The organism is Rhodococcus sp. 5A-K4, from assembly GCF_046097995.1.
Lineage (GTDB): Bacteria > Actinomycetota > Actinomycetes > Mycobacteriales > Mycobacteriaceae > Rhodococcus_F > Rhodococcus_F erythropolis.
In genome coordinates this window covers 202,301-225,218 of sequence record NZ_JBJURM010000008.1, presented here as the reverse complement: position 1 = coordinate 225,218, position 22,918 = coordinate 202,301, and the positions used below count along the sequence as shown (strand labels likewise).

11 protein-coding genes are annotated in these 22,918 nt (G+C 63.7%); 9 read left to right on the top strand and 2 right to left on the bottom strand.

Annotated elements, in window-relative coordinates:
- Position 1: 1 nt before the first annotated feature.
- A complete protein-coding gene (locus ACKAMS_RS13715; protein WP_408989132.1) occupies positions 2–1,159 on the bottom strand; it encodes an isochorismate synthase MenF in 1,158 nt (385 codons plus the stop codon).
- A gap of 201 nt (positions 1,160–1,360) precedes the next feature.
- Between ACKAMS_RS13715 and ACKAMS_RS13710 the strand changes: the two genes are divergently transcribed.
- The 9 genes from ACKAMS_RS13710 to ACKAMS_RS13670 all read left to right on the top strand — a co-directional run bounded on the left by ACKAMS_RS13710 (position 1,361) and on the right by ACKAMS_RS13670 (position 21,132).
- On the top strand, positions 1,361–1,591 hold the full coding sequence (locus tag ACKAMS_RS13710; RefSeq protein ID WP_003942230.1) for a phosphopantetheine-binding protein: 231 nt from the start codon (positions 1,361–1,363) through the stop codon (positions 1,589–1,591).
- Positions 1,579–2,379: a 2,3-dihydro-2,3-dihydroxybenzoate dehydrogenase gene (locus ACKAMS_RS13705; protein WP_021333573.1), complete on the top strand. Its 801-nt coding sequence runs from the start codon at positions 1,579–1,581 to the stop codon at positions 2,377–2,379. Before ACKAMS_RS13710 ends, ACKAMS_RS13705 begins: the two co-directional genes overlap by 13 nt.
- A 41-nt stretch (positions 2,380–2,420) precedes the next feature.
- Positions 2,421–4,085, top strand: coding sequence for a (2,3-dihydroxybenzoyl)adenylate synthase (locus ACKAMS_RS13700; RefSeq protein ID WP_408989131.1), 1,665 nt, complete (start codon positions 2,421–2,423; stop codon positions 4,083–4,085).
- 36 nt (positions 4,086–4,121) lie between these two features.
- On the top strand, positions 4,122–4,769 hold the full coding sequence (locus ACKAMS_RS13695; protein WP_019748152.1) for an isochorismatase family protein: 648 nt from the start codon (positions 4,122–4,124) through the stop codon (positions 4,767–4,769).
- Positions 4,770–4,816: 47 nt separating this feature from the next.
- A complete protein-coding gene (locus ACKAMS_RS13690; RefSeq protein ID WP_021333576.1) occupies positions 4,817–5,269 on the top strand; it encodes a flavodoxin family protein in 453 nt (150 codons plus the stop codon).
- A 207-nt stretch (positions 5,270–5,476) separates the two neighbouring features.
- Entirely contained in the window at positions 5,477–17,938 is a 12,462-nt protein-coding gene (locus ACKAMS_RS13685) for an amino acid adenylation domain-containing protein (protein WP_408989130.1), read from the top strand.
- Positions 17,939–17,978: 40 nt separating this feature from the next.
- On the top strand, positions 17,979–18,992 hold the full coding sequence (locus tag ACKAMS_RS13680; RefSeq protein ID WP_408989142.1) for a Fe2+-enterobactin ABC transporter substrate-binding protein: 1,014 nt from the start codon (positions 17,979–17,981) through the stop codon (positions 18,990–18,992).
- Positions 18,989–20,290: an enterobactin transporter EntS gene (gene entS / locus ACKAMS_RS13675; protein WP_007735127.1), complete on the top strand. Its 1,302-nt coding sequence runs from the start codon at positions 18,989–18,991 to the stop codon at positions 20,288–20,290. The genes ACKAMS_RS13680 and entS overlap by 4 nt, the downstream gene beginning before the upstream one ends.
- Complete coding sequence (locus ACKAMS_RS13670) at positions 20,287–21,132, top strand: siderophore-interacting protein (RefSeq protein ID WP_020907492.1); 846 nt, start codon at positions 20,287–20,289, stop codon at positions 21,130–21,132. Before entS ends, ACKAMS_RS13670 begins: the two co-directional genes overlap by 4 nt.
- Here the strand turns inward: ACKAMS_RS13670 and ACKAMS_RS13665 are convergent.
- Positions 21,081–22,529 carry an MFS transporter gene (locus ACKAMS_RS13665; RefSeq protein WP_408989129.1) on the bottom strand — a complete coding sequence of 483 codons (1,449 nt, stop codon included), beginning with the start codon at positions 22,527–22,529 and terminating at the stop codon, positions 21,081–21,083. The genes ACKAMS_RS13670 and ACKAMS_RS13665 overlap by 52 nt on opposite strands.
- Between the last annotated feature and the right edge of the window lie 389 nt (positions 22,530–22,918).

Here is a 22,918-nt window from a genome sequence, read left to right as displayed (position 1 = left end):
GTCAGAGCTGATGTTCAGCGAGGTCGAACGCACTGAGTAACGTGCGGAATTTTGTACTGGTCTCTATCAGCTCGATTTCCGGATCGGAGGAAGCGACGATTCCGCCGCCTGCGTACGCCCGCGCCGAGAGGCCGTCTGCTGCAATCTCGGCGCAACGAATAGCCACCATCCACTCGCCGTCTCCGGTTCGGTCGCACCAGCCCACGGCACCGGCGTAGAACCCGCGGTCCCCTTCGGTCGCGGTGATGTGCTCGCGTGCGGCGCCCGTCGGTGTTCCGCAGATAGCGGGGGTCGGGTGCAGCGCCATTGCCAGCTCGAGCGAGGTCAGGCTCGGATCGGCCAGGACACCTTCGATCTTGGTCCCGAGGTGCCACAGTTGCGGTGTCCGAAGGAGTTCCGGTGCGCTGGGTGCAGTGAATGATGTGCACAGTGGTCCGAGTATCGCGCTGATGGAGTCGACGACAAACGCGTGTTCGGCGAGATCTTTGGTCGACGCGCGGAGTTGCTCGGCATTCGCCTCGTCCTGATCCGAATTCGGGTGCCGTGCAATCGAGCCCGCCAAGGGGTGGCAGGTGACGACGTCGCCTCGCCGTTCGATCAGAACCTCGGGTGTCGAGCCGACCAGCGAACGCCCGCGGTACTTTCCTCCGGCGGGGGACAAGTCGACGCAGAAACCGTTGTGCGCGTGATCGAGTGCAATCAGTTTCTCGGCCAGAGCGGCGGGAAAGATCGTGGACTCGGCCTCGATGGTCAGGGAGCGTGCGAGGACAACTTTGTCGAGTTCGCCTGCTCGAAGACGTTCGATGGCGCCGCGGACTCTGTCGGTGTGGATCTGCGGGCTGGGTTCGAATCCGGCTACCCGCGAAGTGGGTAGCGTCGGTACGTTCGAGTGATATAGATCACCGCGGATTCGTGTGAAACTCAGTGGCGCGGTGAGGGCGGACGGCGTCTCCGGTGAGAACGGCAGGGCGCCGACGACCGAGTCGATGCGGCCCGTTTTGAGGGCTTCAGCGGCGTCGAAGGCGGAGTCGAATTCTTCGACTACTCCCGAAGTGCGGATCGACGTTTGCCTACGTGAGAGCAGGAAAACGGAGTTCGTTCCATTGTCAGTCCGGTTGTTGCGCAACGGGAATTCGGAGACTTCGGCGAGTGCTGACATGGACACCCTTCCAGTTCGACAGGATTACTTGCTATGTTGAGGCTAGCCTTAGTTCGGGTGAATTTGTGTCGTGAGCATCCGGGTTGTGTACTTCCGTACCGTTATGGTTAGGCTGGCCTAAAGTAAAGGCGTGCGGACGGGGTCGACACGAGGGGTGGGTTGGCTCGATCTGAGCGCGTCGACCACTACTCGAGGAGACCGATGAGCAACACCGTGGACCGTGACCAGATCGTGCGCGACGTCGCCGAGGTTCTGTCGATGAGGGCAGAACAACTCGGCGACGACGCGGACCTGGGTGACGAAGGCCTGGACTCGGTTCGCTTGATGACGCTCGTCGAACGCTGGCGAGGAGCGGGCGCGGATGCCGACTTCGCGGAGTTGGCAGAAGAACCGACCATCAATGCCTGGGTTCAGGTGCTGTGCCCGCAGTGAGCGATCGCCGAATTGCCGTAGTCACCGGTGCGGCGGCGGGGATCGGCGCCGCAGTGGCCCGGACTCTTGCGCGCGACGGGTATTCGCTGGCACTTCTCGATCGCGACGACGTCGAACTGAAGCGGGCAACTGCGGAATTGGCAGAAGCAATCGTCGAAGGCGCCGATATCGAGAGTCACGTCGTGGACGTGACCGATCGGCAGGCAGTCGACGCTGCAGTGGCCTCCACGATGGATACGTTCGGCCGGATCGACGCGCTCGCGCACGTCGCCGGAATTCTGGACACCGGATCGGTGCTTGACTCCGATCCAGACCAGTGGCGGAAGATATTCGGCGTCAACGTATTCGGATTGCTCAACGTTCTGCAAAGTGTGGGACTGGAAATGCGTCGCCGGCGGGCCGGGTCGATCGTGGTGGTCTCGTCCAACGCGGCCGGTGTCCCACGTATCGGGATGGGTGCTTACGGTTCGTCCAAAGCTGCTGCCACCATGTTGGTTCGAACCGCGGGCCTGGAGTTGGCTGTCGACGGGATTCGTGTCAACGTTGTCGCTCCGGGTTCCACAGACACAGCGATGCAGCGGTCATTGTGGTCGGACCCTTCCGACGATTCGGGTGCCGACGCGGTCATCGAAGGCAATCTGGCGGGTTATCGCCTGGGCATTCCGCTCGGAAAACTTGCCACCGCAGACGATATCGCGGACTCGGTGCACTTCCTGCTGTCCGACCGGGCGGCCCACATCACCATGCAGGCGCTGTACGTCGACGGCGGAGCGACGCTCAAAGCGTGAGATGTATTTGCTGACAGCACTTTCGAAGAGGAGTCACTTGCATGACATCGAGGATCGCTCGCGAGCCCTTGGCGCCCGTCGCACAGTATCCACCCGAATTGGTGACGCATTATCGGGAACGAGGCTATTGGACTGACGAGACGCTGGCCGGATTCATCACGGCCGCGGCCGCACGGCATCCCGACAACGAAGCGGTGGTAGGCAGCGATGCCACTGGGGCACAAACACGGCTTACGTATATCGACCTCGATCGTCGCAGCTCGGCAGTGGCCGGAGGCCTGTCCGGGTTGGGTGTTCGCGCCGGTGACCGTGTGCTTCTGCAGCTACCGAACATCGTGGAATACGTCGAAGCATTGTTCGGTGTGTTGAAGCTCGGCGCCCTGCCGGTATTCGGGTTGCCGGCGCATCGCCGAACCGAAATCGGATACTTCTGCCAGTTCGCTGATGTCGCTGCCTATATCGTCGCAGACCGTCATGGCGGGTTCGACTACCGCGCACTGGCGCGTGAGGTGAACGAAGGCCTCGAGACTCCGCCTGTTGTGATCGTGGCCGGTGACCCCGAAGAGTTTGTCGGTTTCGATTCGCTACGCGGATACGAGATTCCCGTTCTTGCCGACGTCGATCCGTTGTCGGTCGCCTTTCTTCAGCTTTCCGGTGGCACGACCGGTGTTCCGAAGCTGATTCCGCGAACGCACGCCGACTACCTCTACTCGGTGCGGGCATCCAACCCGATCTGCGGCGTCGACGATTCGACGCGCATGTTGGTGGTTCTCCCTGCTGCGCACAATTTTCCGATGAGTTCGCCGGGCATTCTCGGTGTCTTCCACGCGGGCGGCACCCTGGTTCTGGCGCCGGACACCATGCCGTCCACAGCTTTCGGTCTGATCGAATCAGAGCGAGTCACGCACGCGTCGCTGGTTCCACCGATCGCATTGGCCTGGATGGCCGCCCCCAGCAAGGCAGATCACGACCTGTCGAGCTTGCGGGTTCTCGGCGTCGGCGGAGCGAAGTTCAGCGCCGAAGCTGCCGCACGCGTACCCACGGAGCTGGGCTGCACCCTTCAGCAGGTGTTCGGCATGGCTGAGGGTTTGGTCAACTACACCCGCCTCGACGACACGCAAGAATTGATCGTCAGCACGCAGGGCCGGCCCATTTCACCGGACGACGAGGTTCGTGTAGTCGATGACGATGGCGCGCTCGTCGAGCCCGGAACCACGGGGCACTTACTGACTCGGGGGCCATACACGATCCGTGGCTATTACCGGGCGGATGCGCACAATGCCGAGGTCTTCGACGCCGAAGGTTTCTATCGCACCGGCGATCTGGTCAGCGTCACCGATACGGGACACCTGATTGTCGAGGGCCGCGCAAAGGACCAAATCAACCGCGGCGGCGAGAAGGTGGCCGCCGAGGAGATCGAGAACCACCTGCTCTCGCATCCTGCTGTCCACGATGCGGCCGTCGTCGCTGTTCCCGACGAGTACCTGGGCGAGCGAACCTGCGCCGTTCTGGTGATTTCCGGAGATGCACCGACCGTCGGCGAGATCAAGCGATACATACGAGGCCGAGGCGTTGCGGCGTACAAGGTTCCGGATCGAGTGGAGTTCGTGACCGAGTTCCCCGTCACCGGCGTCGGAAAGACCAGCAAGGCGGCCTTGCGCCGTGTTCTCAGCGAATCGATTGCCGCACAGACTCTGTCGAGTTGATCGGTTCCCACCCCCACATTTTCGAGGAGATTCATCATGGCGCTACCCACAGCAGTGCGATACGAGATGCCCACCGAGTTTCCGCAGAATCGGGTCGACTGGACTCTCGATCCTTCCCGAGCGGTGCTGCTTCTGCACGACATGCAGGAATATTTCGTGAACGCGTACGACCGAAGCGTCGACCCGCTCCAAACCGTGGTTCCGAACATCGACCGGCTTCGTTCGTCGGCGCGAGCTGCCGGAATCCCGATCGTCTACACCGCGCAACCCGGTGATCAGGATCCCGAGGAGCGTGCGTTGCTGTCGGATTTCTGGGGACCGGGTCTGAAGGCAGATCCCGCTCACACCGACGTGATCGCCGAGTTGGCTCCGCATCCGGACGACGTGATGCTCACAAAATGGCGCTACAGCGCCTTCATCAAAACGGATCTGCGTGAGCGGCTGCGCGAGAGTGGGCGTGACCAGCTGATCATCACCGGAATCTATGCCCACATCGGTTGCCTGACTACCGCTTTGGACGGGTTCATGCAAGACGTGCAGATCTTCTTCGTGGGCGACGCGGTGGCCGACTTCTCCCTGGGCGAGCATGTCGGCGCCCTCGAGTACGCGGCCGGGCGCTGCGCCTCGGTCACCCGAACCGATGACCTGGTCAAGGCGATGAGCGCGGAAACGGTTTCGGCGTAGGCGTGAACGGCGACGGGTGCGCCACCCGTCGCCGTATTGTCAGGTGCGTGAAGACTTTGTTGGTGGTTCACCACTCGCCCTCGCCGACAACCCACGAATTGTTGGATGCAGTCCTGGCCGGGGCTCGCGATCCCGAGATCGAGGGCGTCGAGGTGAAGGTGGTGCCGGCGTTGGCGGCGACGGTGCCCGACGTCCTCGCTGCTGACGGCTATCTTTTCGGTACCACCGCCAATTTCGGTTACATGTCGGGCGCGCTGAAATACTTCTTCGATACCACGTACTACCAATGCCTCGGTGCGGTGTCGGATCGGCCGTACGGCCTGTGGGTTCACGGCAACAACGACACTGCTGGTGCCGTGTCGTCGGTGCGCAAACTCGCGACAGGGCTCGGGTTGGTCGCGGTGGCGGATCCGCTCGAAGTGACTGTGAGCGTGGACAAATCTGTCCGCGATGGTTGTTATGAACTGGGCGGAACCGTCGCAGCAATGCTGATGGACTAGCCTTCACTTTCTCGTTTCGGTTCACGAAAGAGACTGTCCCGCAAGCGGTTGTAGAAGTTCGTGTCCTCTGGTGAACGCGTCGGGAGCCGTCGGTTCTCGGGTCACCGGCGAGGCGGATTCCCCGATTCATCGACATTTAGTTTAGGCTACCCAAAACGACGTTAGGTCACCCTTGGGTGACGTGTGTCCACAGACGAGGGGATCAGTGTGAGCGTTCTTCCAGGTTCGAACTCCGGAGCGGCAAACGAAGCTACGTTTGCTCTCACAGGAGCTCAACTCGGGATTTGGAACGCACAGAGGCTTGATCCCGAATCTCGGAGCTATCTCGTCGGTGAGGTGCTCGAAATCTCGGGCGACGAACCGATCGACACCGAACTTCTGACGGCCGCCATCAGGGCGACGATCGGCGAAGCCGAAACCATGCGGCTGCGGATGATCGAGACGGCGGATGGCCCGCGTCAGTACATCTCCGACGAGCCGGTTGGCGTCATCCCGATCACCGACGTCCGTGACGAGCGCGATCCCGTAGCCGTGGCGCACGCACTGGTCGACGCCGAGCGCAGCCGGGCGTCCGAGTACTGCCGCTTGATGGTGGAGCGCCCGCTTTACACGTACTCGCTGATCAGGCTCTCCGATCGCGAGATCTGGTGCATTCAGCTCTATCACCACCTGATCGTCGACGGATACAGCGCAGCAATGATTTCGCGCCGAGTCGCCGCGCACTACACGGCCGCGAAGAAGGGAACCGAGGTCGCGCCAACGCGATTCGGTTCGATGAGTGCGTTGGTCGCCGAGGACGAGGCGTACCGGGCGGGCAACCAGTTCGTCGAAGATCGTGACTACTGGCGTGATGTCCTGACGCCTTTGCCCGCGTTGGACGGACGGGGCCAGCAGGTCACCGGTCCAGCGGAACGAACGATCCAGGTTCGCGAGGTCATCAGTGCCGACGCCCTCGGCCGCCTCAAAGAGGTGGCAGACGCGACGGGAACAACGTGGGCCGAGGCACTGATCGCCTGCTACGGCGCGTTTCTCCACCGGTTGCTCGGTGAGACGGATGTTGTCATCGCGATGCCACTCATGGCGCGCGTGGGGCGCACGGCACTCAAGACCCCGGCCATGGCAGTCAACGTTCTGCCTCTCCGGTTGACGATTCGCAGCCACGATCGACTCGGTGACCTGAGCAAGCAGGTGGCCGCCACGATGAAAAGCCTGCGCGCACACCAGCGCTACCGCGGTGAGAATCTTGCTCGGGACCTGGGCGTCGCCGGCACGGGCGCACTGCTTCACGGGATCGGAATCAATCTCAAGGCTTTCGACTTCGCCCTCGATCTCGCCGGCGCTGTGGGTGTACTACGTAACGTCGCCGGAGGTCCGCCCGAGGACCTGGGTTTGACGGTCACCCCCATCGCGGACGGCGAAGTTCTCCTCGGGTTCGAAGTGGACGCGCGCACCAACACTCGGGATTCGGTTCAGCGTCGCCTCGCTGGTTTCGTGAGCATCGTCAACGCGATGGTGGGGGAGGGAGACCCTGCCGTCGGACAGGTGCAGATGATGCCGGCACCCGAAGCTGCGCGGATCCTTGCCGGCCGTGAAATTGAACCTGTGCCTGGCTCCGTCGCCCTCGTCCCGGACGTCTTCGACCGCATCGTCGCCGATCATGCGGATGACACGGTCCTGGTGTGCGGTGAGGAACGTCTGACAGGCGCAGAACTCGGTGGCCGCGTCCACAAACTCGCCCGGTTGCTTCGGGCTCGCGATGTCGGCCCGGACGACATTGTCGGACTTGCGCTTCCGCGTACCTCCGAGATGGTGGTGGCTCTGCTCGCGACACTGAACGCGGGCGCAGCGTACGTGGCCCTGGATCCGCAGCACCCGGCCGAGCGGTTGCGGGATCTGATCGACGACGCGCAACCGAAGGTGGTGCTCACCACTTCCGCGCTGGCCGAGCAACTCGTCGGAGATTCTCGACCCGACCCGCTCGTACTCGATTCCGACGAAGTGCGCGAAGAACTCCGTGCCCATTCCGAGTTTCCACTCGAACTCGGTGAACTGGCGACGGCGCGGCATGGCGATCACCTGGCGTACGTCATCTACACCTCGGGATCGACAGGCAAGCCGAAGGGCGTGTTGGTCAGAAGCGGTGGATTGGCGCACCTGCTTCACCATCACCGCGCCACCATCTACCGGGACACGGCCGCGCGCGTCGGAAACCGGCAACTGCACACCGCGCATACGGCGTCGTTCGCCTTCGACGCGTCTCTCGATCAGCTGTTGTGGCTGCTGTGTGGTCATCGGGTGCACGTATACGACGAAGAACTGCAGAAGGACGCCGTTGCCCTGGTCGCGGCGTTCGAGCGAGATTGCGTCGACGTGGTCGACACGACGCCGTCGATGGCGGCAGCGATGGTGGACAACGGATTGCTGCGTACGCAGCGGTTGCAGCTCCTCGTCGTGGGCGGCGAGGCGGCACCGCCCGCACTGTGGGACGCAATCATCGAATCCGGTGTTCCCGCTCGAAACCTGTACGGCCCCACCGAAACGACGGTCGACGCGATCGCGACCACGGTCGAAGGTGCCGGACCGCGTATCGGGTACCCGCTCGCGGGAACCCGCGCGTACCTGCTCGACAGCGCGCTCGAACCGGTCGCCGACGGCGAACGAGGTGAGCTCTATCTGGCCGGACCGCAATTGGCCAGGGGATACCTCGGTCGCGCCGGCGCGACCTCCGAGCGTTTTGTCGCAGATCCTTTCGGGGCTCCGGGAGATCTGATGTACCGCGCCGGGGACGTCGCGCGCTGGGTACCCGGGCGGGGATACGACTTCATCGGTCGTAGCGACAAGCAGGTGAAGATCCGCGGACATCGCGTCGAGTTGAGCGAGGTCGAGGCTGTTCTCGGATCGGTGCCCGGAATCGGCGCGGCCGCCGCGCTGATCCGTACGGATGGAGGACGGCCCAGCCTGGTCGGCTACGTTGTAGCCGCCGCCGGCACGACGCTTCCGCCGCAGGAAGAATTGCGCCGAGATCTCGCCGCTCGCGTACCGGATCATTTGGTTCCGGCCGCAATCGTCGTTCTGGACGAACTACCCGTCACGGTGAACGGAAAGCTCGATCGTGCGGCACTACCTGCGCCGGCTACCGAATCGGAAGGTCGCGCTGCATCGACACCGCACGAGGAAATCCTCTGCGACGTGGTGGCCGAGGTGCTCGGCCGCGAGCGCGTCGGCGTGGACGAGGATTTCTTCGGCCTCGGTGGTGACAGCATCACGGCAATCAGTGTCAGCAGTCGCCTGCGGGTGCGCGGACTGGTCGTCGCTCCGAAAGAGCTACTTGCACAGCGAGATCTGGGAACCATCGCCGCTGCGGCGCGTGAGATTGCCGATGACGCCGACGCCGTAGCCTCGGTTGCGGACGTGGCGACCGGCACCGTGATCGCTCCGCCGATCGTTCGGGCACTGATCGACAAGAATCCGACAGACGAGGCAATCGCGGGCTACGCGCAGTGGACCGCAGTGCGCATCGACGACGGCCTCTCGCTGGGCGACCTGCAGTCCGGCGTGCAGACGATCCTCGATCACCATGACGCTCTACGTCTGCTCCTGCGCCGTGACAACGACAGCGGCACTACCGAATTGATCGTCCGAGACGTCGGCGCGGTGCGCAGCGAGGGGCTCGTTCACGAGGTGTCCGACACCTCCGACCCGTCCCGGATCAGAGAGCTCGCGGAGGCGTCGGCGGCGAGTCTCGACCCACGCGCCGGTGAACTCCTGCGAGTCGTACTGGTCAATACCGAGGCCGGTCGACCCGACCACTTGATCGTCGTGGCTCACCATTTGATCGTCGACGGTGTGTCCTGGCGAATTCTGCTTCCAGACCTCCACGAAGCTACCGATGCAGCGCGCGAGCGTAGGTCGGCCCGGCTGGGTGCTGGTGGAAGTTCGTGGCGCCGATACGCGGGGTTGCTCGCAGAATTCGGGACCTCGGGCAGCATGGCATCGGAGCTCGAGTACTGGAAGTCCGCGTCGGTACAGGCGGACGACGAGCCGATCGGCAGTCGTCGTCTCGACCCGAAAGTCGACCTCACCGCAACCGCCTCTCGCACGACAACTGTTGCACCCCCGGCTGTCACCGACGCGCTGTTGACCACGCTTCCGGCGGCGTATCGAGCCAAGGCCGACGAAGTGCTTCTCGCGGGTTTGATGCTTGCCTTGCGCTCATGGCAGCACGGCCGCGGCCTCATCGGCCTGCCCGCGCAGACAGTCACCGTCGAAGGCCATGGCCGCGACGCGCTCACCAGCGACACCGACTTCGCCGGAACCATCGGGTGGTTCACCAGTGAGTTCCCCGTCCGGGTTCCCACCGATGCACTGCTCACCGCAGACGATCTTGCCGACGCACTGAGCGGCGGAGCGGCTGCCGGGCATCTGCTTCGTGCGGTGAAGGAAGCAAAACGCGCCGTACCCGGAGGTGGAGTCGGCTACGGAGTTCTGCGGCATCTGGATCGCGACACCGCACCTGACCTTTCCGCGTGCGCTACACCTGAACTGTTGCTCAACTATCTCGGCCGCTTCCCGTCCCTACCCGGAACCGGATGGCGATTGCCGGAGCAGGATCCATTCGCGGTCATCGAACCGGCGAGCAAGGCAATGTCGGAAGTGCTGGCGCTCAACGCATTTGTCCGAGAGGACGACTCGACGACGCTGGCAGTCGAATGGACTGCGGCGGGTTCAGTGCTCGACGCCGCGACGATCGTCGAGCTGCAAGAGCATTGGGAACGTGCGCTCGCTGCACTGACCGCGCATGCCGCGCTCTTCGAGGGTGGTTTGACGCCTTCCGATTGCTCGGCGACGATCTTCGGCCAGGGCGCGGTGGTCGATCAAGCCGGGATCAACGAACTCGAAGCCGTCCACGGACCGCTTGCCGATGTACTTCCGCTGTCGCCGCTACAAGAAGGCCTCCTGTTCCACGCGGTCCGTGACGGCGAAGCAGACGTCTATACCCTTACTGCACGCTTCGACCTCTCCGGCCCGTTGGACGAGGTGAAGTTGGCCGACGCGTTCGAGACCGTGATCGACAGGCACCCGAACCTACGCGCAGCTTTCCACTACGAGCAGTTCGAACGGCCCGTTCAGATCATTCCGCGCGGTGCAAAAGTCGAGTGGCGTTCGGTCGACCTGACCTCCGTTCCAGCTGACACTGCATTCCGCTCTGCAGATCAGCTCGAGGACGAGGCCGCCGATTACGTCTTCGATGTCAGTACACCGCCTCTGCTGCGTGCGCTGCTGATTCGGCTGCCCGGCGGGGTGCACCGTTTGGTCCTCAATGCGCATCACCTGCTCACCGACGGGTGGTCGACTCCGATCGTCCTGCGCGAGCTGATGAACGTCTACCACGACGGCGATGCGCACCTTCCTGCGCCGACGCCGTATCGCGACTACTTGGCATGGATCGCCGGCCGTGATCAGGACTCTGCCCGCGCAGTGTGGAGTGAGCGTCTGCGTGGGCTCACCGCGCCGACTCTCGTTGCCGACGCAGGGGCGCCGCGAAGTGTGCCCGTCGCGCTCGAGGTTCCTCTCGCGACATCGGACGCCGAAGCGCTGATCGAACTCGGTCGTGCGCGTGCGCTGACGGTCAACACCCTGGTTCAGGGTGCGTGGGCAGCGGCGCTCGCCGAAGCGACGGGACAGTGGGACGTCGTGTTCGGGGCCACGGTGTCCGGCCGACCTGCCGAACTCTCCGGGGTGGAGGGAATGGTCGGGTTGTTCAGCAACACGATTCCGGCCCGCCTCGACATCGTCGCGGATCAGCCCTTGCTGGATCAGTTCGTCGGTCTGCAGAACGCGCAGTTCGACATCGTGGACGTCGAGCACACCAGTTTGGCCGAGATCGAACGCATCGCCGGGATCGGTCAACTGTTCGACACGCTCCTGGTGTTCGAGAACTTCCCGAACTCCGGTGCGGGACAGCCTGCATCGCACACACTTCGAGTCGAGGGATTCACCAACCGCGGAGTCACGCACTATCCGATGACGTTGATGGCGCCGCCGAGCACCGGTCTGGATCTGGTCCTGTACCACGATCCGGCAGTTGTCTCCGAAGCCACGGCGCAGCGCATGGTCACACGGCTCGCGGAGATCCTGCGTGGGTTGCTGACCGAGCCGACAGCTCCCGCATCCGCGGTGCTCTCGGTTGTCCGACAGACCCGCCGCGTTGCCGATGCGGTGGCTGTCACAAAAATGGTGGCTGTCACGAAAAAGGCGGCCGCGTCTGATCAAGCGATCGATGTCGATCCAGCGGTCGTCGATGCAGTGTGCGCCTGTGTCGCAACGGTGTTGGAGATTCCCGACGTCGATCCGGGTGACAATTTCTTCACTCTCGGCGGTCACTCGCTCACAGCGATGCGGTTGGTGGGAAGTCTGCGGAAGCTGGGAATACGCGTCGTCGTCTCCGATGTCTTCGACACCCCGACCCCCCTCGGTCTTGCAATGGCCGCACGCGTCGATCAGAAGAAGTTCTCGCCGGATTCGGTTGCTGTCGTCGATCGACCCGCCGTGACCGTGGCGACGTTCCGCGCCCCGGCAGTGGCGGGAAATCCTGATCACGAGCGGTATTGGGTTCGCACGCTCGCGGGCTTGCCCCTCGAAACGGACCTTCCCTACGATCGCCCGCGCGGCGAAGAGTACCGCCCGCACACCTACGTTCGTCAGCTACGCGATGCTCGGTTCGGTGACGGATCAGGATTCGACGCGGTGCTGTTGGCCGCAGTGGCGGCGACGCTGAACGGCTTCGGTGGCGGTCGGGACCTTGCGGTCGGACTGTTCTCGGAAGGGACTGACAGCCTGATTCGGGTCGATCTGTCCGGTCGGCCGAGAATTGCCGATGTCGTTCGACGAGTCGAAAACGCTGTCTCTGAGGCACTTGCGCATTCCGATGTCAGCCTGGACCGAATCGCCGATCTACTCGGGCGTCCCACCAGCAGTCTGTTCGCTGCCCGTGTCGGTCACTCGCCCGGAGCGAGCGTCGACCTCGAATTCGTCCGAACCGCAACAGAACTTCGATTGACGGTTGATGCCGGGCTGTTCGACGCCGCGACTGCGGACGCATTGCTCGACGGTGTGATCGCGGTCCTCGGTCACGAAAACAGCACTGTCGTCGCGGATCTGCGACTGGCGGAAAACAAGTCGGATCGCGACCCGGGCCGACGCGCGACGCCGCCGTCGGGGATCGCGCAGTTGTTCGCTCGACACGTCAGCCGTCACCCCGACGACGTCGCGGTGATCTCCGGCGAGGTCGGAATTACCTACGGGGAACTGTCGGCGCGCGTCGACGAGCTGGCCCGCGAACTTCTCGCGGCCGGCGCCGGACCCGAGAAGGTAGTCGCCGTCGCGCTCGATCGAGATGCGGATCTGGTGGCCGGACTGCTCGCGGTACTGCGTATTGGTGCGGCGTACCTGCCACTCGACGTCGACTACCCGAGTGAGCGGCTCGAGTTCATGATCGAGGACGCGGCCCCGGTGTGTGTCCTGACCAGTATCGACAGCGCCGGGCAACTTCCGTCGACGGTCGCCACGAGTGTCTTCGTGGACGGTGAGTTCACCAACTCGGGCGTTGTGCTTCCTTCACCGCCCGCGGCGGGTGATCACCTCGCCTACATGATCCACACCTCCGGTTCGACGGGTCGCCCCAAGGGCGTGATGGTCTCGACGGGCAACCTCGCGGCCTTCGCGGACACGGTACTCGAGGATTGCTGGATCAGGCCCGGCGATCGCATCGTCGCGGTGACAACGGTGTCGTTCGACATCGCCGCACTCGAGTTGCTGTGCCCGCTCGCAGCGGGCGCGACTGTCGTGATCGCAGACCGCAGGACGGTTCGCGATCCGGATGCGTTGTCGGCGTTGATCATCGCAAGCGATGCGACAGTGATGCAGGCAACGCCGGCGCTGTGGCGAGTGGTCACCGAACACGAGAACGCAGTCGGACTCGCCATGGTGCGAGCCCTGGTGGGAGGGGAAGCCCTCCCGCAGGATCTGGCTGACGATCTGGTGGCCAACGCTGCTTCGGTCCGGAATGTCTACGGACCCACCGAGGCCACGGTGTGGGCGACATCTTCGGTCATCACGACCGGCGACCGAGTCACGATCGGTCAGCCCTGGACCGACGTGCACGTGCGAATCCTCGACGACGACCTGCGTGAGGTTCCGGAAGGCGTTGCGGGCGAGCTGTATCTGGGCGGTGCGCAGGTGGTCCGCGGATACCTGAATCGCCCCGATCTGACCGTAGCTCGGTTCGTTGCCGACCCTTCTCTGCCGGGGGCACGCCTCTACCGCACCGGTGATCTGGTCCGACGCAGGCGAGGGGTTTTGCACTTCCTTCGTCGTGCGGACGATCAGGTGAAGGTTCGCGGCTTCCGCATCGAGCTCGGCGAGGTCGAAGGCGCGCTCGGATCGGTGGCCGGTGTGTTCCGCGCGGCAGCCACCGTCCGTGTCGATGCGGCGGGTACCGGAAGTCTGCACGGATATGTGGTTCCCGAAGGTGGAACCACGCTCGATTCGGTACTGGTGCGCAAGGAGATTGCGCGGCTGCTCCCCGAGCACATGGTGCCGCAGAGCATCACGGTGCTCGAAGCACTCCCGCTCACCCTCAACGGCAAGGTGGACCGAAAGGCATTGCCCGACACCGCGCCGGATCGTGTGCCGAGTCCACTCGTAGCCGTCGATGCGGATCGTCGGGCACGGCTCGAGTCGCTGAGCCCGGGCTGGCAGGACGTGCTGCCACTCGGTCCCTTGCAGGAAGGCATGTACTTCCAGTCGGTTTTCGACGGCGCCGGCGGTACGGATGTCTATCACATGCAGCCGCGATTCGAGTTCTCCGCCGATGCTGCCGTCGACGTTCGCTCACTCCGAGCAGCGGGGGATGCGCTCTTGCGGCGCTATCCGAACCTGCGGGCCGGCTTCACACACGCCGGTTTCGACGCTCCGGTGCAGTTCGTGCCCAGGGCAGCCGAAATGCCTTTCCGCGAGATCGATCTGAGCGCAGTTGCGACCGAGGACATCGATCGCGAGGTTCGCGCCGTCGACGAGGCCGAATTCGGCACGCTCTTCGACTTGAGTGCACCACCACTCATTCGAATGGTGCTGGTCTGGTTACCGGGTGGGGGAGCGCATCTCGTCTTCACTCAGCACCACCTGCTGACCGACGGTTGGTCGCAGACCTTGATGTACGCGGAGTTGTTTGCGCTCTACGAGTTTGCTCGCACTCACGGCACGGACCCGGTTGGACTCGACGGCGCGCTCGACAAGCCTGCGGACTTCCGTGATCACCTGCGATGGATCGCCGAAGCGGATCGCACGGACGCCCTCTTGTCCTGGAAGGACTACCTCGCGGATCTCGAGCAACCCACACTCGTGGGTGGTACGGGATCAGGCGGACGCGCTCCGTTGCCGGTGTTCACCCGCGTTCAGCTCGAACAGAGCATCACCGAGCACGTTCGCGAGCTGGCCAGACGTAGCGGAGTGACGCTGTCCACCGTCGTCTCTGCGGCGTGGGGCCTGGCATTGCGCGCCGTGACGGGGCGTGACGACGTGGTCTTCGGATCGACGGTTTCGGGACGTTCACCCGAGGTCGAGGGCGCCGACCGCATGGTGGGCTTGGCGCTCAACACCATTCCCGTGCGTGTCCGGGTCCGGCCAGGCGAGGAGATCTCGGCGTTGCTCGGACGCCTGTTCCGTGAACAGGGTTCGCTGCTGGGGCATCACCATCTCGGGCTCGGCGACGTGCAGCGAAGCGCTGGGTTCGCAACGCTGTTCGACACGCTCTACGTCTTCCGCAACACGCCTCGTGACGAACAGGCACGTCGAGACACGTTCGGGCGCAGTGGAATCGTCGGGTTCGACGCAGTGGACGGCACCCACTATGCGCTCACGCTCGACGTGGATCCGGGTGCCGGGGATGCGCCGATGGCGCTCACTCTCGAAAATCGTCCCGACCTGATTCCCCACGACGTGGCTCGGGACGTTCTTTCGCGCACCATCACGATCCTCGAAGTGATGGCGAATTCCGATACCGCCACGGTGGCGGACACGGCGGTTCCGCTTTCGCGCACCCCCGCGGAATTCGCTTCGGAGCACATTGTGATGCCGCGGCCGGACCAGGCCGGCGGTAGCGTGGACGCCTTGCTCCGCGAAAGGGCAGCGGCAACTCCGGACGAGACGGCGCTGGTCTTCGGAGACGTCACACTGAGCGCATCCGAGATGAACACTCGAGTGGACAGGCTGGCACGGATACTCGCTTCGGCGCTGGGGCAGTCGGTGCCAGGCGCGGGATCGACCCGTGTTGTGGCGCTCGCACTTCCGCGTACCGCCGATCACGTCGTAGCGATCTTCGCGGTCATGAGAACCGGAGCGGCATACCTTCCCTTGGATCTGGCTCACCCGCCGGCACGCCTGCGCGAACTGATCCTCGACAGCGATGCGGCGCTGGTGATCACCACGACTCAGACGCGTGACCTTGTTGTTCCGGACGGACAGGTATGTCTGGTCCTCGACGACCCGGACGTAACCGGGGTACTCGACGGGCAGTCCCCGGCACCTGTAGTCGACGAGGCCGCGGTGTGCGGGCCGACCTCACCGGACCAGCCTGCCTACGTCATCTACACCTCGGGCAGTACCGGAAAACCCAAGGGCGTCGTGGTGGGTCACCGCGGGTTGACGACGATGTATCACAATCACAAGGCCGAGATCTTCACTCCGACCGAAAACAGTGTGGGTGGCCGACGTTTGCGCATCGCGCACACAGTCTCGTTCTCGTTCGACATGTCGTGGGAGGAACTGTTCTGGTTGCTCGCGGGGCATGAAGTTCACGTGATCGACGAGCAGGCGCGACTGGACCCCGCGTCTCTGGTGAAGCATTACCGCGAAGTCGGTATCGACGTCGTGAATGTAACCCCCTCGTATGCACGGGAACTGATGGCCGCCGGTCTCCTCGACGGGCAGCGGACGCCTGTATTGGTGATGCTCGGAGGAGAAGCTGTACCTGCCGAGCTGTGGTCGCGATTGCGCGATCAGGACGGTGTCGACGGGTACGACCTTTACGGGCCGACGGAGTTCACGATCAACGCGATGGGATCCCCGGTTCAGGGGAGCGAGACACCGTGCTTGGGTCGTCCGATTCTGAACGCGTCCGCGCGGGTACTCGATTCGGGGCTGCGGGAGGTTCCGATCGGAGCGGCGGGCGAGCTGTACATGTCCGGTGACGGAACGGCGATGGGTTACCTTCACCGGACCGCGCTGACATCTTCCGTATTCGTCGCTGATCCCTACTCGGTCGGTCACCGCATGTACCGCACGGGTGACGTCGTTCTGCGTCGCCGCGACGGCGAACTCGAATATCTGGGTCGCGCAGACCATCAGGTCAAGATCCGAGGCATTCGGATCGAATTGGGTGAAGTGGAATCCGCGCTGGCGTCGTTGCCGGGAGTGTTGAGAGCGGCAGCGTCAGTCCGTAGCGAAGGCGGTGGGCCGCCGCGACTGGTCGGGTACGTCATCGAAGAACCCGGCGCTGATTCAACCGATCTGCGAGCTGCGTTGCGGGAACGCGTACCGGCACACCTGGTTCCGTCGGACATCGTCGTCGTGGATTCGATTCCGCTGACGCCCAACGGAAAACTGGACCGCGGTGCGTTGCCGGCACCCCCCGCCCGAGCAGCGGCCCGAGCACCGCGAACCGAGATGGAAAGGCAACTGTGCCAGGTCTTTGCGCGGGTACTCGGCGTCGAGGCCGTCGATCCCGACGAGAGCTTCTTCGATCTCGGCGGCGACTCGCTTCGAGCCATGCGACTGGTGGGGGAGATGGAGCACGACCTGTCGGTGAGCGTCGGTGTGGGAACGCTGATGGCCCGTCCGACAGTTGCAGAACTTGCAGCACACCTTGGCGAGTCGGCGTCCGAAATCGATTTAAGTCGCGATCGCCTTCTGACACTCCGAGCCGAAGGCAGCGAAGAACCACTGTTCTGCGTGCATCCGGCCGGTGGATTCGCTTGGCCCTTTGCGCCTTTGATCGGTGTCCTCGAGGCTGACCGTCCACTATTCGGCCTGCAACTTCCCACAGTTGCCGGTGAGCCACTCGAACCGACGAACGTGGACCAACTGGCAGCGATGTACGTCGACACGATTCGGGGCGTTCAGCCGAGCGGGCCGTACCACCTGCTCGGCTACTCGTTCGGTGGCAACGTCGTTGCCGCGATGGCGGCTCAGCTGGTCGGTATCGGCGAGAGGGTGGAGTTCGCCGGTCTGATCGATACTCATCCACTGGGAGATCGTGACGATCGCGGTCGCGACGATGCCGACGACCGAGATCTGGCCGCCGCCCTGCCACCCGAGATCCTCACTCAGGCACCGGGACTGGTCGAGGATGTTCGGGCGGGTTTTGATGCCACTCGTTTGCTCGTGGCCCGCTCGACTGACACAACCTACGACGGACCGGTTACTCTGATCACCGCCGACGCCGAGGCGTCCGGACAGCTGCTGGCCGATCGCTGGCGCAGAGTCCGCGGGGACCGGGACATGGCAGTACACCATCTGCCGTACGACCACGCCGGATTGGTGACCCCAGCCGGGTGGGCGGCAATTGCCCCGCTGCTCGACAGCCATTTGTCGAAACGCACGGCCACATAGTTTGAAAACCACACAGTTGAAACACAATGGGAGCTCAATGATGAAGTCCACACCGCCCCTCGCGATACGGAGTTGGCGACGATTCGTCGCCATCGCAGGGTTGCTGATCGTCGCACTCGTGGCGATGATCGGTTGCAGTAGCGATTCGAACGACGAACCGACCAAGGCTGCAGAGCCCACGACGCGCGTGATCGAAACCGAAAAGGGCTCGGTCACCGTGCCCGCGTCGGCGGAGCGCATCGTGGTTCTGAGCGGCGGTCTCGCCGGATACCTGTACGCCCTGGACGCACCGGTGGTTGCCACCGATACCCGCGTCCTCGGTGTCACGAACCTCGACGGTGGATTCCCGCCGGCATGGTCGGATGCCGCAAAGGCGCAGGGCACCAAGGAATTGCCGGCCGGCGAACAGCTCAACATCGAAGCCGTCGCGGCGGCTGAGCCCGACCTGATCATCGGCGGTGGCCAGGGAATCACCTCCGTTCAGTCCGAGGAACTCTACGATCAGCTCACTGCTATCGCACCCACCGTCTTGGTCCCCAAGACGGTCGCCGCGTGGGACAAGCAGCTCGAAATCGTCGCCGACGCGGCGGGCCGTTCCGACCAGGTTCCGGCGCTGATGAGCGCATACGAGGACAAGGTCAAAGAGGTCAAGGGCAAGATCAAGGTTCCCGAGGGCAACGTCGTCTACTTCCTCTCGGTCTCGAGCAACAAGCCGTACCTCGTTCCGCCGACGGCCGCGCTGCCCGCGATGCTCGCCGAGCTCGGTTTCAAGGCCGACGACGTCATGGCCAAGGCCGGCAACCCGCAGCTCTTCGGCTCGGGTGACTCGTTCGAGGTCAGCCCGGAACTGCTCTCGCAGGTCGCCGATGCTCCTGTCGCCTTTGTGATTCCGGTGTCCGGTCGCCCGATGGCCGAACTTGCCACCGATCCGCTTTACTCGCAGTTGCCGTCCTTCAAGGCAGGCACGACGTTCGAGCTCCCCGCCAGCAGCTACCGTCCTGACTACGACGGCGCAATGGCTACCCTCGACCTGATCGGCCAGACCTTCGCATGACTCGATTCGGTGGGCTGGTGATCGATGTTTCACCCTTGCGGACCAGCCGTCCCTTCAGGTACGCCTTTTCCGCGCGATTGATCTCGCTGCTCGGGATCGGACTGCTCGTCGTAGCCGTCCCCGCGCAGACGTACCAGCTCACCGGCTCGACCTTGCAGGTTGCCGGAGTGTCCACGGCGATGGCCATCGCCATGTTCTTCGGCAGCCTGTTCGGCGGCGTGCTCGCTGACCGTTACGATCGGCGACGCACCATCCAGTTGGCCCGCAGTGCTGCGGGTCTCGGCTTTGTCATTCTCGGGTGCAACGCGCTCTTGCCACACCCGTCGATGTGGGTCATCTACGTCGCGGCAGCTGTCGACGGCTTGGCCGGCGGTGTCAGCAGCTCGGCCTTGATGGCTTTGATGCCGACGTTGTTGCCGCGCAACAAGATGGCTGCGGCCGGCGCTTTGGTAGCGCTGACCACCGACATCGGGACGATGATCTCGCCGGCAATCGCCGGCGTGATCATCGCCTCCGGCGGCATTCCCGCGACATACTTTGTTGCTGCGGTGGCCACCGCAGCAACTGTCACGTTGTTCCAAGCCATCGGCCCTTCTCCTGCACCGGGCACGAATCACGAAAGCCCGATGCGCGCGCTGGTGACCGGCGTGAAATTCGCCGGCACGCACACAGTCATTCGCGGCATCCTGATCAGCGGTCTGTTGGTCATGTTCGTCAGCGGGCCGATGGTGTTGCTGCCTGCCTTCGTCGACCAGGTTCTCGGCGGCGGACCCACCATGCTCGGTCTGCTCTACGGCGCCCCCGCTGTCGGCGCTGTGGTCGGTTCCCTCACCAGCGGTTGGACCGGACGAGTCCACCGCAACGGCGCCGCGATGTTGATCTCTGTTGCGCTGATGCCTCTCGGCCTGGTGGTACTGGGTGCGTCGGGAGCAGCGATTGTCGCGTTCCTGGGCCTGGCCGGATTCGGCCTCGGCCGCGCACTCAACGACATTCTGAGATTTGCAGTCCTTCAACAGAACACGCCGGACGAATTGCGCGGACGCGTGTCCAGTCTGTGGATGGTGCAAGCCGTCACGGGTACGGCGATCGGTTCGATGGCAGCCGGGTTCCTCGGGCAGTGGCTCGAGCCTGGCGCCGCGCTACTGGTCTTGGGGCTCGCCGGTGTGACACTGGGCCTGGTGCTCCTGGCAGCATTGGGTTCGGTGCGCCGGGTAACTTCGGAGATCAACGAAGTCGATCTCTCCGAAAACACTGTGCCGGTGGGGAATGCTCCGCCGGAAAAGGAAGGTAGTTCATGAACCGAGGAGACCACCTCGCGACCATCGCCGAAGTTCTGGCGGGAACCACCGGCGCAAAAGTGCCGTACCCCATCGGCATTCGCGAACTCGAAGTTGTTCGCAGCGAAATGGTCGGGACCGGACTGTTGCGTCTGACCTTGGGTGGACCGGAGTTGGCGGGCTTCGAATCGCACGCTCCCGACGAGCATGTTCGCCTGGTCTACCCGGATGCAGACGGAACTTTACGTCTACCCGAACGCGACGGATTCAGCCTGAAGTGGCCTCGTCCATTGCCGATCTCGCGTGAGTACACCGTCCGTCGATACGACGCCGAGGCGGGGGAGCTGGACCTCGACTTCGCGCTCCACGATGGCGGGTACGCCTCTGATTGGGCTCAGGCGGCCACCGTCGGCACTCGGGTGCACGTGGCAGGTCCGCCCGGTGGCGTCGTGGTTCCGTGGACGTACGACCGCTATCTGCTGGCCGGTGACATCACCGCCCTTCCTGCCATTGCTCGTTGGCTCGAGATGATGCCCGCTGCTGCCGCCGGGTGGGTGTTCGTCGAGATCACCGACCCTTCACAGGAAATCGAACTCACTGTTCCGGAAGGAGTCGAGGTGCGATGGCTGCACCGCGGTGACGTCCCAGCCGGTCACTCGGATCTGCTCGAGCAGGCAGTCCGGACGGTCACCGTGCCCGAAGGTGAGCGCGTCTACGCCTGGATCTCCGGTGAGGCCACCAGTCTCAAGCCGATTCGCAGATTCGTGCGCGACGAACTCGGCCTGAGTTCGGGCGACCACCTGATCACGGGCTACTGGAAGCGCGGAGTCGCAGACTTCGACGAGGACGACGACGACCACTGAACATCGGTTGACGCCGGTTTCGGCATCGTCACCGCGACAACGAGTCCGACAATCGCAACGATTGCCGCTACTCCGAAAGCCGTGGCGAATGCCGAGTGCTGGGGAAGGCCGCCGGATGAAGTCGCGCTCGCGATGATCCCGGCGGCAATTTGGGTTCCCACAGCAGAACCCAGCGATCTGGCGATAGTGACTATTGCCGTCGTGACACCTACGCGGTCTGCCGGTGCGCTGTCGGCGGAGATGACGAACACTGCCGTCGACGCGGCGGCAACGCCGGTACCCGCAAGGATCAGCACCACAACGATCTGCCACATCGTGGTTGCAAAGACCCCGACGGCGCCGCTCAGGCGGAGAAAGGCAACTCCCGCTACCGCAATGGCTTTCGTGCCGACCCGTTGTGCGAGCTTTCCGGAGATCACCGACGCGATCACCGCTGCGCCGTAGCCGACGCACAGTACGAAGCCGATGGCGCTGGTCGACGCACCGCGGCCGAATCCACTCTCCTCCGGCACGGCGAGTTGTTGCGGAAGTAGATAGACAACAGCGCCGTAAGTGAACCCGAAAACCACGCCGACGACCACGGCGCTCCACATCGAACGATGCCGCATCATCGTCAGGTCGACCATCGGCTCGGTTGTCCGGCTCTGATACCTGGCCCAGATCGTGAACACGGCAGCGGAAGCGAGAAGCAGCAGCATCGACGTCGGTGCGCCCCACCCGTTGCTCGATGCGCTCGCCAGCCACGCCGTCAGCGTCAACAACCCCAGCGCCAATCCGGCAGCTCCCGGCCAATCGAGTCGGCCGCCGACGTTCGACATGTGATCTCGTGGTGTGCTCACGGCAAAAGCAATTGCGCCGAGCAAAACGAACGCGGTCGGAACTGCATACATCGCGCTGCGTGAGACGTTTTCCGCGACGGGCCCGGCCAATACGACTCCCAGAGCGCCGCCGGCCACGACGACAGCCCCGAGCAAACCCGTGGCCGTCTTAAGTCGGTCCGAGGACAAAGTGCGTCGTAGGACCACGAAGCTCACGGGCAACAACCCGAGCCCGAATCCCTGGAGAAACTGGCCGAGGACGAACAGCGGGAAGATCGTTGCAAGAGCGGACACGCTGCCGCCCAGGACGACGATTGTCGTGATCGCGAGCAAGGTGGGGCGGGCGCCGTACACGTCGGCTATTCGCCCGGCCATCGGTGTGACGAGAACAGTGCTCAACGTCAGAGCGACGGATGCGAGCGCTCCGACGTCGGCCGTCACTCCGAAGTCTCTCTGTATCAGGGGGAGTGCGGGGACGATGATGCTTTCGAGCGCGGCCACGGCAGCGATCAGCAGGGTCAGGCTTGCGATAGTTGCTACCGGTCGCGGCTGATTTCCGGAGATGCTCTCTGTGGTCATCGTGCTCTCTTTCGATCGGGGAGTGAGGGGCTTCTGGACACGACGAAGCGCCGCCCCAGCAAGAGTCCGGAAGGGTTGTGGCACTGGGTATATCGGTCAGTGCAGTAGAGCGTCTTGTTATTTCGTTACGCGTACCGTTATTGTGGAGAAATGTAGTCGGATTCAGCGCACAAAGCAAGAGCCGGATGGGGCGGAATTGGCGCGAAGTATCGCGAGACCACAACCGGCAGACTTTCGCTGTTGTGGTCGGTCAGGGTCAGGTGATGTGACGATGAGGCGTATTTCTCGTCGAACATGACGCTGGTCACCAAAAGGGCTCTGCCAGCAGGGAGTTCATCTGCCGGACACATCCAAGGTCCCCGTTTGAATGCCGGGTTTGTTAGCTTTCT